Genomic DNA, 14,689 nt, shown 5'->3' with positions numbered 1-14,689 from the left:
TCAGCGCTACTTCTTGCGAATCGTGTACATTTGCGTGTTGAGCAATGCAGAATACTTCTTAATAACGCGAGGGCGAATAATCTTCATAGAAGCCGTCATTAAGCCGTTTTCTTGAGTAAACTCTTCTGGCAAAATAATGAACTTTCGCACAGATTCCGCGCGAGATACGCCCTCATTTGCAAGATCCACAAACTTCTGAACTTCCGCACGCACAACCGCGTTATTTGCGGCATCTTCCATGCTCATAGTCTCGTCCAAGCCCTTGGATTTAAGCCAATTGCGCAAAATCTCCTCGTCTAAAGTAACAAGAGAAGATATAAATGGCCTCTTATCTCCAAGAACAAGAGCTTGAGATACAAGCTCGCAACGCTTAATCACTTCTTCAATAGGGCCAGGAGCCACATTCTTGCCGCCAGCGGTAATGATCAAGTCCTTCTTGCGACCAGTAATGTAAAGCATGCCGTCATCGTCAATTCTGCCCAAATCGCCAGTAGCATACCATCCGTCTTCTGTAAACGAAGTTTCGGTCGCCTCTTCGTTCTTGTGATATCTCTTAAACACGCAAGTGCCCTTAATTTGAACTTCGCCATCTTTAGCAATTCGCAAAGTGAAAGCTGGGAAAGCAATGCCAACGGAGCCTTCGTGGAATGGAACGCCAATAGGTGTGAACGCGCATGGGGCAGTGGTTTCCGTAAGACCGTAGCCCTCGTAAACTGGCACGCCTGCGCCGCGGAAGAACGCTAGCAGCTCTGGGTCAAGCGGCGCACCGCCAGCAACAATCCAGCGCGCGCGTCCACCAAGCGCTTGGCGAATCGGGCGGTAAACCAGTGGATCGTAAGCAGCGCGGCGAGCCTTTGTTAGCGCCTTAGCGTCTCCAGAATCCTGTACTTCCTTCATGTATTGCTGAGCTGTAACAACAGCACCCTGGAAAGCAAGTCCCTTAGCGCCGTGACCTGCCTTTTGCGAAGCCGCGTTATACACTTTTTCGAGCACACGCGGAACAACAATCATAACGGTTGGCTTTGCAACTTGAAGATCGGATATAAGCGTTGTAATGCCTTGCGCAATGTAGATTCTAAGCGTGCTAGCAACAACAATATAGTTGATTGCGCGCGCAAACGAATGTGCTTGAGGCAAGAACAACAGCACAGATCCATCAGGCTCGCTAAGCAAGTCTGGCAAATAAATCGGCAAGTTTAATGCCGTTGTGCAATAATGCTCATGCGTCATTTCCACGCCTTTTGGCGCAGCCGTAGAGCCAGAAGTGTACACGATTGAGCACAAGTCGGTTTTTTTAACCGAGTCAATGCGCTCGTCTAGCTCTTCATCGCTAACAGCGTATCCAAAAGCCTGAAGTTCCGCCAATCCGCCAGTTTCTATGCAAATAATGCGCTCAAGGCTTGGGCATTCTTCGATTGCGCCGTCTGCCTTTTCCTTCATGTCGGTTGTTCCAACAATCAAAAAGCGCGAATCGGAGTTGTTTACAATGTTGCGAATTTGCTCGGCAGAATCAGTGTCGTAAATCGTAGCAAGCACGCCTCCGCATGCCATAACTGCAGCGTCAGCAATATCCCACTCGTAGGATGTTTTGCACATTAACGCAACAGCATCGCCCTTGCGCAAACCGTAGTGCATTAAGCCTTTTGCGGCATCTCGCACTTCTTTAAGGAACTGATTTGCTGTTTTTGTAACCCATTCGTCGTTTTCTTTGTACGTGTAAAGCGGATCGTCTCCCATTCGAGCGGCCCTATCTGCATACAAGTCGTAGATGCTTGTGCCTTCATCTAGCGGAGCGCTTCCCTCGGTTTTTGTAGTCAACAAGCCAGTTTGTGGGTCTAAGAACGTTGTTGTTGGCATTTCTGCGCCCCACTCTTCTACGCGAGGCAGACGCGATTTTTGCGCAAGTAGCGTGTTTGCTGCTTCTTGTTTTTCTTCGACTTGCGGGTAGTCTTGGCTTCCCGAGCGATCGTCGCTAACTGGATGCGCGAAGTTGCTGCCGATTTGCAAGGCCTTGCGGGCAAGGTTGAAAGCTTGCTTCTGGAGTGTGTTTAGCACGGACACGTCTGCTCCTTAATTGCGCTAATCTTGAGTCATAAATTTGTGTTGCAACATGTAATTTGTGTTGCAACTCGGGTCACAAAATCAGCTTGTTTTTAATCGCACAATTTAATGCGCGCTTACTTCTTTTATATATGATAATAGCTTGTGTAGCTCAAGTCACTTTTTGCCTTGATATTGCCTTGATTTTGTGTTGATATTTTTGGGATAAGCGCATGTCTAAGTGTTTTTGTAGACTAGACAAGTTGCTTTGGCGAGGGAATAACACTGCGATTGCGCTTGCGATTGTTGTGTAAGTTCCGTTATCGACTGGGCTGATGCCAACTTATGGTGGTTTTCGGCGCGTCGGTGCGCCTGAAGCTGGATTTAAATAAGATTATCCGCATAATCCAGACCATAAGGAGACCGATATGGCTACAAAGATTACACTTGAAGGCAATGTGCGCAATGAATTCGGTAAGGGCGTTGCTCGCCGTTTGCGTGTTGCCAATTTGATTCCAGCAAGCATTTACGCTGGCGGTGCTGAACCTGTGCACGTTACTCTTCCAATGAGGGAGACCACTCTTTCGCTTCGTCACGCAAACGCTTTGTTTACCATTAAGTTTGGCAAGGAATCGCGAATCGCAGTTGTTAAGGATGTTCAGCGCAACCCTGTTAAGCGCATTGTTGAGCACATTGACTTCTACGAAGTTAAGGCTGGCGAGAAGATTGACGTTGAGGTGCCAGTGTTTGTTGAAGGCACTCCAAAGGGTGCTGCTGTTGCATTCGTAGACGTTCAGGAGCTTAAGGTTCGTGCAGACGTTGCCAACTTGCCAGAGCGCTTGGTTGTTAACGTTGACGGCTTAACCGATGGCACCAAGGTGTTTGCTAAAGATGTTAAGCTTCCTGAGGGCGTTGTGCTCGACATGGATGGCGAAGAGTCTGTTGTTAGCGTCACCGTTCCAGAAGATGCTGCTACAGAAGAGCCAGCTGCTCCTGCTGCTGATGCTGCTGCTCCTGCTGCTGCAGAAGCTCCTGCTGCCGAGTAAGGTTTTGCTTAGGAATTTTTCTTAAAAGTTTCTAAGCTTTTCTAAGCTTTATAAGCCGCGCAAGTCAAGATTTTATTGACTTGCGCGGTTTTTGTTATTTTTGCACACAAAACTGTAGTGCGTTTGTACCGAATTTCCGTGTTTTTAATACAAACGCACTACATAACTCCGCGCTTTGTACCATATTTGACTTAAATCACGTACAAAAAGCGGAAAAGCAGGTCGTGTCGTTCGCGCGGTCTAAGCGCGCGAACGTCTTCGCCGCGCAGAAGCAGTGCTTCTGCCTTAAGCGGCTCAGCGAATCGAAGTGCATTCGCGCGCTACGCTCTAAGCGCTCATGCAAGTCGATTCGAGCAAAAACCCTTGAAACAAAAATACTTATGGGGGGGGGGGTATCCGTGCTATCTGATAAAATACAAAGGTTAAGTATTACGAGTTGGGAGTTTCAGTGGATAAAGCAAAAGACGTTGCTAGCAAGGTTAATTCGAGCAGCAAGCAAATTAAGCATAAAAGCGCTAAAAATAAAGGCGCTAGTAGCTTAAAGAATGTTTCTTCGCAGAATGCGAATAATGCTTCTGGTCGCATCGGCGTTGCTGCTGTAGCTTTAGCATCTACGCTGTCTATGTTGCTTCCTGGTGCAACTGCTTTAGCTAAGACTCCTCTTAACGCTGATTCTTTTGACTCGTCTTATGTAAAGAGTGCTGCTAAGACTTCTGGCAAGGGTGCTGGCAAGGGCAATGGCGACCCAAACGGCTTATATAACAATGGTTTGCTTAACACAGGTGCTACTTCTGAGCGCGCTATGCGTCAGATGGTTGGTTCTGCTAAAGAATATTTAGTTAAGCATGCTGATTCTAATGCTAGTGCGGAAGGCGTTGATAATCAGGAAGCGGCTGCTGGCGATTCTTCTGTGGGCGTTAAGGATTCTGGCGAACGTTCTGGGGCTGGTTCTGAGGCTAGTAATGATGCTGCTTCTGAGACTGGCAATGGCGATAATGATGTCGATGGTGATGGCGCGGTTGCTAGTACCAATAGTAGCGATGATGTTAGCGTGGAATCCAGCAGCAAGCAAATCAAGCCTACAACTGAAGATCAGTCTGCTACTAAAGATGGTTCTAAGGTTGCAACTGACGATGCTACTAAGAGTGAGACTAAGGATGCTACTAAGGGTGAGCAAAATAATTCAGATTTAGCAAAGCCAAAGAGTAAAGCTGTTGAGAAAGAGCAGCCTGCAGAAGCAAAACCAGCTGAGACTACTGCTTCGAATGCAGAGCCAGCAGATGCAGAGCCTGCCAAGACTGAGCCTTCAAAAACAGAAGTTGTGAATCCAACGCCTGCAGCGAAGACAGCTGATGCATCGAAGTCAGAACCTGCAAATTCTGAGCCTGCTGCAAAGACGAGTTCGGCAACAAAGGCGGCTTCGGAAATAAAGACGAATTCTTCTGCCAAGACTGAGCCAGATCAAAAGTCAGCGAAGCCTGCAAGCGCAGAAAACTCGCAGTCTGGAAGTGAACAGAATGCAAGTGCACAGAAGGCAAGCTCCGAAGAGACAAATCCTGAAAACACAGAAAACACAAATCCTGTTGCAAAGGTAGAGAACGATTCCACTAAGCCAAAAGTTCGTAATCGTAGAGATGTTAATCAAAGTGCCAAAGATTCCAACAAGGGGAGTAGTGTAACTGCTGAAGGTGCAGATGCAGGTGCATCAAGCACAGATAGAAGCGGTGAAGGCGCGAATGGCTCTAATAATAATTCGAATGCCAACAGTCAGGTAATTACGCCGAATACTGGTAACCAAGAGGCTGGCAGCACAGAGAAGGCCAACGAGCAGGTACAAACTGACAAAAAGCCAAGAGCCACGTACAATTTGCAAATTCGCTATACGATTGGCGGCGCTCCAAATAAGCAGCTTGTGCAGCCATATGAGCTTACGATTGACGAAAATCAGCTAAATAATCTTAGTCAACCTGAAAATTATGTGTATGTTAAGCTTCCAAAGTCTGCAGGATATAACCCAGCTGTATATCATAGTGGCAATTACCAGTACTACATTGAAAAAAGTAAAGGCAAGTATGTTATTGATGATGGCATGAATGCGGATGCTGATCGCTACTTGCGTCTAAACAAAGATCTTATTAAAGAATACGCTGTAAAGAAAAGGCAGGTTGTTGGAGGTAACAACAGCGACCAAACTTCGCAGAATTCATCGTCTTCGCAAGCATCAGCAGAAGATGGAATTCAGTATTATGGCGAGTTGAACATAAACTATGCTCCTAAAACAGCTAAATATTACATTCGCCACATGCTGCAAGATGCTGACGATAGAAATACATTCAACGAAGATAAAAATGTATCAGGCGTTAAGACCATTACGGTAGGTGGCAAGCAAATTCACGTTACCGAAGTTACTGGCACAGTCGGCTCTAATGTAAGCGCTGTTTCTGTGTATATTCCAGGCTACGAGCCAGAGCACAATTTGATTAGCTCGCCACTTTCGGATTCCGAAGACGAAAAAGACAAGCTTGTTTTGAACCTTCGCTACTACCGTAAGGCTTACGACGTTACTTACGATTCTGCTGGCGGCACAGATATTACTGCTCAAAAAGTGTATTATGATCAGAAAATAATAACAGGTACGGACCCAACTAAGCGCGGCTACACGTTTAAGGGTTGGCAGATTGTTGACCCTGCTTCTGGGGATTCTGCTGCAGGCACGACTTCTGAATCATCTTCTACTGGCTCCGCGAGTACAAAAACAGTTGATTTTGATAAATTCAAGATGCCAGATCACGATGTGAAGCTTCGTGCAGTTTGGGTGGCGAACAATACTACTAGCTACCGCGTGAATGTGTGGGTGCAGAAAGCGGATTTGGTAGACAAAGAGAATCCGGATTCGCGTGCAAACTACGACTTTGTTGGTCTTGTTGAGCGCAAAAACGTTAAGACTGGCAGCAGCGTTGTTCTTAATAGCATGAACGATGCTGGCGTTGCTAAGGATACTAGTAAATTAAACGGCACTGATAAAGATAATCCTATTTCGGACTCTGAGCTTGGCTTAACTAAAGAAGAGTTGCAAGGCAAAAATTCTGACCACAAAGATGGCTTAATTGCAAAGTTCAACTGGATGAACGATACGCCTGTAACAAGCTTGGATGGGTACAATACTGATAATCCTGATGATCCGAGCAATTATACTGTATCTGGCAGCAAAAGAGTTTATAAAGATAAATTCACGCGCTACTTCTATGTGAATAAAAAGCTTACTAAAAGATACACAAAAGATCCTAATAATACAAGCACTAAGCTTTCTGCTAACGACTTAGATAATACTTTTGACTTAGTCTACGATCGCAAAGAGTACGAGCTTATTTTTGCTGCTCCTAAGAACAGTAATAATGGTATGGGCGGCAATAATGCTGTTATAAATAAAAAGAACAGCAAAGGTGAGATAATTAGCTACTGCTACGCTGGCGGCGGTGATTGTTCAGATAAATTAGACAATAAGTCTACTTACACGTATGGTAATAGTTTTAATAAAGTAACTAACAAAGTTGATCATAATGGTTACCGTGTAAAGGTTCGTTACGGTCAGAGTCTTACTGATTTTTGGCCTAATTCAGATGAAGTAGACTTTATGGATGATGGTAACACTTCTTCATTAGGTTTTGTGATTGGTGGAAATGCTGATAGAGGTACTTATGGTACATATCGTGATACTCCTCCATTCCGTTTAACGAAAGAAGAATTTGTTGATCCAAAATTCCATTGGATGTATGGCAAGGGCACAGCTCCGCAGATTAGTGACGACCCTGCAGATAAAAATGCGTCAAAGTATACTGTAAAAGATGATCAGCGCCTACTTATTCTTGATTCCTATGATAATTCTAAACAACTTCAAGCTGCTCCTATACAGGTAATCATTAAAAAACAGAGCATTGCATCTGCAAAAAATGGCGATACTGGCAAAAATATTAAGTATGAGCTTTCTACAGATTCCTATAGTAAGGATGATACTAACAATAATGATTATGTGTTTCCTCCGTCTTCTATTGCAGGCTTTGAGTCAAAAATAACTAATCTTAAACCTGCAAACAGTAATCGTGAAGATGGTGTTAAGATTGGGGAAGGTCTCGATGCTGATGGCTTCTATGAAAAAGTACGTGAGCTTTATGAAGAAGTAACAGGTGAAGATGCTCCATACGATGCTCCAGAAGAAGGAGGTGATGGCGATTTTCCTGCCCCTGATTATACTTCTGGCGAAGACGATGAGGATGGAGGACTTGCTCTTAAAAAGTTAAATGATGAGATTGCTAGAAGACTTAAAACTGATCCAGAATATAAGAAATATTACGAGTTTAAAAAGAAATATCATCTTGAGTTCCGTCGCTACTTCGCTGGCATTGAAAAAAAGCTTAATTTTGGTGATGAGGTTAAGTGTAGAGAATTTGAAACTTATAATATAGTAACTCTCGAGTACAACCGCCAGAAGTACGCTGTGCAGTTTTATAATGCGGACGGCAAGGCTATAACAAAAGATAATGTCGCTGCTAAAGAAAAACTGCCGTTCGAGTATAGCTTGACTAAGCGCGGCAAAAAAGATTTGACGGGCGAAGACAAAGATCTATACGGAAAAGATACGTCTTACGATGCTTCTGTAACTAAAGACGGTGGTACCAACACCGCAACTCAGTTAGATGGCAAGTACACTTTTACGCTTAACGGTACTAAGTACTCCATCGTTCGCCCTGCTGATTTGCCAAAAGACTACGTTTTTAAAGGCTGGGCTGTTGATCAAGCTGGTATTCATCTTATAAATGGCACGATAAACGACAATAGTGAAGGTGCTGAAGGCGGCAGCGAATCTGGGAGCAAAGATAAAGGCGAAGTTAAAGATTATACAATGCCAGTTAACGGCATTAAGCTTTACGCTGCGTGGGGTAAGCCAAAAGGTGTTAAGCACACTGTAACGCTTGATTACAATATGCCGCAAATTGACGATCAAGGAAACGTAATTACAGATAGTGATGTAACAGAACAGTTTACAGTCAAGCACCGCACTGAAGTTAATGAGCAGGATCTTAAGGTACCAACGCGCAAGGGCTACGACTTCTACGGCTGGGAGCTTGCTAAAAAGGGCGATGAAGAATTAAATGTTCACACTCCGTACGCTTTTAGTAACCAAGTAGTAGAAGATATAACGCTTAAAGCTGTGTGGATTGAAGATACGCGCTACAACGGCACTTTTAATCACATATTCTTAAAGCCTGGGTACACGATTAAGCAGTATAAGACTCTACTGATGCCGTAGCCAAGGCCGCGATGGTAGATCACGTTTCTACTCAAACGGTTTCTGGCTTGCGCGAGCATTTGCGCTACAATGCGGAAGCAGTCTACAGTGACGAAACGCACTTCCCAGATAAGCATTTCACTAGCTTTGAAGCTTCGAAGTACGAGGAACAGAATACTGGCGAGTTTATTTACCAAACGTACAATACGCGCAAGTATAAGGTTCGCTATGTAACTATTGGTGAGGATGGCAAAGAAAAGGATCTTCTTCCTGAAAGCGAAGTCAGCTCTGTAAATAGAAAGTACGACGTAGCATTCTACAAGCCGATTGAAGGCTTTAAGCCTAGAGAATTGCAGCAGACTATTACGTATGCTACCAATGATGACGGCAAGCAGATTGGGGATATTCCTCCTTACAAGTTTATATATGACGACGTTCGCGTGCTTAAGCGCCAGGATGATGCTCAAGCACGCCCAGATCACTACACGCGCTACGTGTTCAAAGTGGCCGATGGTCAGTCGAATATGGGCAGCATTGTTGGATACGATAGTAGGCCTGCTGGAGAAGGCGGTTTAGTCTACGATGTTATTGGCGGAACGAAGGCCTACCAAATGCCTTTGCCTCAAGATCCAGCAGTTGCAAAGCAAGGCTATGAGTTTGAAAAATGGACTTCTGAGATTTATATAGATGATGGACATGGTGGGAAAACAGTTACTGGTGGTTTCGACCGTCTGCCAATTCTTTCTGAGTCTCAACCTAATCCGAAGGTTGTTTACACTGTTCACTTCAAGCTAAAAGCTCCTGTTGCTGCAGCTCCGCAAGTGCTTACGCCAAATGAGAAGATTAGTACTGAAAGTGGCGAGTCTGCTAAGAAGCTCATAACCAATGCTAATGAGTATCCAGATGGTGCTACGTTCAGCTTTGCTGACGGCGCAACATTCGACAACACTCCAGGCTTGCACAAGATTAAGGTGCAAGTGCATCTTGATGGAAATACTTCTGAAACTGAAGTGCTATACCGCGTGCTTCCAGATTTGGTGTACGAAAGCGAGTGGGATAAGTTTAAGACTAGCGACTACGGCAAGAGTCATGTAGATAAAAACGAATATGTTAAAGTCACTTTTACTGGTGATTCAACGCAGGGTAGAATTCTTGGCCATGATGGCGAGACTAGCGCTAGTAAACCTTCGCTTTTTGCATATGTGTATAAGGGTAAGAAGGATATTTCTGTTCGCGTGCCGCAAGCTTTCGGCAAAGATTACAGCGACCAGCATTATCACTACGTGTTTAAGGGTTGGACTATTGGCACTGAAACCGACCCTGCAAATATAACTAATTACGATGTTAAGTCTGAAGATCGCTACAAAACAGACACGTTTAATAATGATGTTACTTACACTGCTGTTTATAAGAAGATTGAATACTTCTCTAGTTCGTCTGACGGTGGTGAAGTTCCTAAGGATGCTGTAGTTGCAATCTTCAAGCCTGCTCCAGGGCGATTGTGGAATGACGGCACAAGCGGCCCTAAAGTGTTCTACGTAAAGAAGGGCACGGATATTTCCCAAATTCCTTACAGTTCTACCGACCCTACTAATGCTTTGGAGAGGCTTAAAGAAAACCTAACCAATGCTACTGGCATTTGGAAACGAAGTAGCATGCTTAATGACGGTAAGAAAGTTACTGAAGTTAAAGATGTTGCTAAAACTGATGATAAATGGAAAGACGGCTGGAAAGTCAATGAATCATTCCAAGAGTTCGTGGCAGATCAAAAAGCTTGGACAGAGCCAGATGTTAAGAAAGACTACTTTGTTGCTGTTCAAGGAGACGCTTCAACTCTTCCAAAGCTTAAAGATTATGTAATTAATCTTAAAGCTCTTTGTGATGAAGCTAAAATTGATGCTAATAATGTAGCAGACGTAAAAGTCGAATACGATTTGCCACAAGAAGAGCAAGAGAAATTTAAGCAGAAGATGCTTGATAAGCCTGCTACGTACACTGTGCCTCTAAAGATTACAGTCAATTACAAGGACGGCGTGGAACCTAAACCGTATAAGAGCGTTGGCTTACTTAAAGTAATACATAAGCTTATGTACCCAGAAAGCTTGCCGAAGCTTGCAAATGGAGAAATTGACACTAATTCTCCAGAAGCGAAGCAGGTATTGAATAATAATAATTTTGCTAAAGTGAACTTTATTAATGCAAGCCCTGACACAAGTGCACCAGAAGGCAAAGGAAGCTTTGGCGAAAAGGATCGCACGTTGTATTACGCGCTTAAAAATTCTGCTACTGGAGTAAAAGCGCCGCAGGTTACTGGCAAGGATTACGACGCAAATGGATACCATTACGTGTTCAAAGGCTGGAGAAAGCTCGACCATTTTGTTGATCCTGCTGCGAATAGCACTGTGCATACGCGTGCAAGGCGTAGCTTGCCTGATTATTCATCAATTCCTTTAACAACTTTATTTGTAAATCAGCCAACATCTGCAACAAGCGTTAATGTGTCAGATACAAAGAAGGATCTTCTAACAGACGAGCAGATTCGTAATGAAAGGCATGATGAGAATACAACGTATCAAGCAGAGTACGATAAAATACCGAACGTAATCGACGCTTCACAGCAAGACGAGATTCCAGACGGTTACGTTGCAACCATCTTTATGCCAGGATATGGAAGAAAGTGGTCTGATGGTTCACATAGGCCAAAGATTATGTATATTCGACATGGCAAAGATAGGGAAGCAAATATTAAGTTTGCGCAAGAAGTTGCTAATCGTATGAGTAAAGACCTTTCTGGTTTTACTAATTGGCAAATTTATGATGCTAAGAATAATAAGTCAAGTATTTTCCTAAGTGATAGTTGGAATATATCTACTCCTAGAATACTTGTTGCGGAACAAACTGGTACTTCAGATATAAAGATTCCAGAAACAGTTATTGGCGTGGGTGAGAGTATTGCAAACGTTAATAAGCTAGTGCATAACACTGACCCTAAAGTGAGTGTATCTATAGATAGTAGCTCTACGGTTGATGTTTCAAAGCCTGGAATTTCAACAATTATGGTGAATGTAACTAAGCCTACTGATGAAATTGATAATAGTGGTAAACCAAAAACTGTTACGACTAAGTTGCCTGTGCGCGTGTACGTTTTGCCTAAAGTTATTGCAGATAACGATTTGCCAGCTGAAGGCACTGCTGCAGCCAAGTTTGTAGAAAAGAACTACACGAAGGTGACGTATGTAGCTGGTGATGGCGGAAGTTTGCAAAAATCGCCTCTTGAGAATGCTGGAGACAAGCCAGTTTCAGTATATTGGGTGCGAAACGACGCTAATGGTTTCCAAATGCCAATTCCAGACGTGCTTGCAGATAATGGCTACGTGTTTAAGAATTGGACTGTTAATAAGAGTGATGTTACAGACAATAATTATGCTACAGCAGAGGAACGCGAAGCTTTGGCTCGTTTGGCTAAGATTGACGGAATGCACGATGTTGCAAAGCAGATTAGTGATTCGCGTAACTTTACGCTTGCTTATTTGCAAAATCTGCTGAACGAAGCGCGAAAGAGTCGTGCGAATCAAGAAGCTTACAATGTCTACAATGCTAAGCGCGAAGAATTAGCTCAGGTTGCTGAAAGAAAGGGTAATACTTATCTAGCTCAACAAATTCGCGATTCTCATGATTCCTTGCAAGATATTAAGTATAAGCTTGCAGAAACTGGCATTGATGTTGACGAAGTCATTGAGCAACTTCATGAAAAGGATTTGCTTGTAAAAATTGCTAAAGAAGCTGAAAAGGAATGGCTTGCTAAGCAAATTTCCAATTCCAAGCGTTCTTCAATAGAATCGCTGAAGAATTTGATGCGAGAAGCTGGAATAGACTTGACATTTGCTAATTATGAGGAAACGAATAAGAGTAATGTCAGTGATGAACAGCGAGAATTGCTTGCCGAGATTGCTGATGAAGCAGATAAGCCATTTGTTGCAAAGATAATTCGCAGCTCCAAGAAGTCTAGCTTGGAAGTTTTGAAGCAGCTTTTGCGCAATGCTGGTGTGGATTTGTATGCTGTTCCTGCCTCTGAGCCAAAGAAAGAAATCACTATTACTGCAAACTTTGAGCTTATGAAGCCTATGAGGTTTGAGTTTAGAAGTTCTGCGATTTCGGGTATTCCTGCAACGTTTACGCTTGCAAACTTAACGGAGAATTCGAGTGGGAATACGACTGTTAAAGTAGATAATACTAACTTTACAATAAACAATTTCATTTCGGATGGTGGCTCTAATGGCCTTCTTCCTTCTTGCACAGGCACTACTTGCAAGATTTCTGGCACGCCTAAGATTGTGGATGGCAAGCCTAAAGTGGAAGTTAAGTTTACAACTGTTGACCAGTATGGGCGTCGTGCGGAGATTGTTGTGTATATTGACGTAGTGGATTCAGCAAAGCCTGAACCAACGCCTGATCCAACTCCAACGCCAACGCCTGAGCCTGATTATTCAACGGTTCCTTCGGATTATGTTGTGCCAGCGTATGAGCCAGAGCCTGAGGCTGCTCCTGTTCCTGTTGTGCCTTTGCAAGATAAGCAAAAGACGGGAGTTAAGGGCGATTTGCTTCCTCAAACGGGTGTTGATGCTTCGCAATCTGCGTTAATCGCAAGCTTGTTAGCGTCTGTTGGTTTTGCTAGCTTCGCTGCTAAACATAGGCGAAAGCGCGAAGATGGTAAGAATAACTAAGCGAGTCGAGGGTAGTGACTAGAATGGCGAAGGTTTCGGTTCACGCTTAGCTATTGGGGCTTTGCGACCCGAGTCGCCCGAATTCCATAGGAGACATTATGAAGCAGGGTATTCATCCCGACTATCACGCAGTGCAGGTTACCTGCTCCTGCGGAGACACTTTCGTAACTCGTTCCACCGCTAATGGCGATCATATGACGGTTGACGTGTGCTCAAAGTGCCACCCATTCTATACCGGCAAGCAGAAGATTCTCGACACTGGCGGCCGCGTGGCTCGCTTCGAGAAGCGCTACGGTAAGAAGACTAAGTAGATTTTTAATCGCCAGCCCTGCTTTCGTGTAACTTCGCGGAATCGGGGCTGGCGTTTTATGTGCTAAACGTGCACGTGTTCATGTGTCTTATTTAATACTTAATACTTAACTTAATATTTAACTTAATATTTAATATTTTCGATTCAAAATCCGCGTTATGCGCGACTATAAAGGAACAAAATGGCCGAGTCAATAGATGAGCAATTCCCAGCAGCGGTTACAGCTCTAAACGAATACCGCGATATTGAAAATCGCATGGGGCAGCCAGAAGTAGCGTCTAATCCAGACGCAATCCGCAAGCTCGGTCGTAGGCATGCAGAACTTGGGTCAATCGTAAGCGCGTACTTAAATTACAAGCAGCTTTGCGAAGACTACGAAGTAGCTAGCGAGATGGCAAGCGAAGACGAAGACTTAGCAAAAGAAGCAAAACATTTAGAAGAGCAGATTCCAGCAGCAAAAGAAAAGCTTCGCACAGCGCTGATTCCTAGGGATCCAGACGATGCGCGAGACATGATTATGGAAATCAAAGCTGGTACGGGCGGCGAAGAAGCGGCTCTGTTTGCTGGCGATTTATTGCGCATGTACATGCGTTACGCGGAAAAGCGCGGCTGGACTACCGTAATCCAAAGCGAAAACGCGACGGAGCTTGGCGGCGTAAAAGACGTGCAGCTTGCGATTCGCGCAAAAGGCACGCCTGCTCCAGAAGACGGCGTGTGGGCAAGTATGAAGTACGAGGGCGGCGTGCATCGCGTGCAGCGAATCCCAGTAACTGAATCGCAAGGGCGTATTCAAACTTCCGCGGCTGGCGTAATCGTGTTCCCAGAAGCAGACGAAGACGATGACGAAATCGAAATCGATCCAAAAGATCTTAAAATCGATATTTTCATGAGCTCTGGTCCTGGCGGACAGTCTGTTAACACTACGTATTCCGCGGTTCGCATGACGCATATTCCAACTGGAATTGTTGTTAGCATGCAAGATGAAAAGTCGCAGATTCAAAACCGTGCTGCGGCCTTGCGCGTGCTAAAGTCGCGCTTGCTTGCTATGAAGCACGAGCAGGAGGCTGCGGAGGCGGCGGATATGCGCCACTCGCAGGTGCGTTCGTTGGATCGCTCCGAGCGAATCCGCACGTACAACTTCCCAGAAAACCGTATTGTGGACCATCGCACAAACTACAAGGCATACAATCTTGACCAGGTGCTTAATGGCGACTTGCAGCCTGTTATAGACAGCGATATTCAGGCGGATGAAGCCGATCGCTTAGCTAAAGCCAAGTAAGTC

4 protein-coding genes and 1 pseudogene are annotated in these 14,689 nt (G+C 44.4%); 4 read left to right on the top strand and 1 reads right to left on the bottom strand.

All coding sequences use genetic code 11. The features are described from left to right. Positions 1–6: 6 nt before the first annotated feature. Positions 7–2,061, bottom strand: coding sequence for an AMP-dependent synthetase/ligase (locus tag NYP69_RS02350; RefSeq protein WP_473412908.1), 2,055 nt, complete (start codon positions 2,059–2,061; stop codon positions 7–9). A gap of 407 nt (positions 2,062–2,468) precedes the next feature. Here NYP69_RS02350 and NYP69_RS02345 point away from each other — a divergent pair, with 407 nt between their 5' ends. The 4 genes and pseudogenes from NYP69_RS02345 (at position 2,469) to prfA (ending at position 14,686) form a co-directional block, all read left to right on the top strand. Beyond that, positions 2,469–3,086 (top strand): 50S ribosomal protein L25/general stress protein Ctc, encoded by a 618-nt coding sequence (locus NYP69_RS02345; RefSeq protein ID WP_128814061.1) that lies wholly within the window; start codon positions 2,469–2,471, stop codon positions 3,084–3,086. Between the two features lie 448 nt (positions 3,087–3,534). Then, positions 3,535–13,097, top strand: a pseudogene (locus NYP69_RS02340) (InlB B-repeat-containing protein). Between the two features lie 98 nt (positions 13,098–13,195). Next, complete coding sequence (gene rpmE / locus NYP69_RS02335; protein ID WP_004114884.1) at positions 13,196–13,408, top strand: 50S ribosomal protein L31; 213 nt, start codon at positions 13,196–13,198, stop codon at positions 13,406–13,408. Positions 13,409–13,588: 180 nt separating this feature from the next. Beyond that, on the top strand, positions 13,589–14,686 hold the full coding sequence (gene prfA / locus NYP69_RS02330; RefSeq protein ID WP_473412906.1) for a peptide chain release factor 1: 1,098 nt from the start codon (positions 13,589–13,591) through the stop codon (positions 14,684–14,686). Positions 14,687–14,689 lie beyond the last annotated feature (3 nt).

Source organism: Gardnerella sp. c17Ua_118 (genome assembly GCF_055804255.1).
The sequence above is the reverse complement of the archived record's forward strand: the minus strand, read 5'-3'. Positions and strand labels throughout refer to the sequence as shown.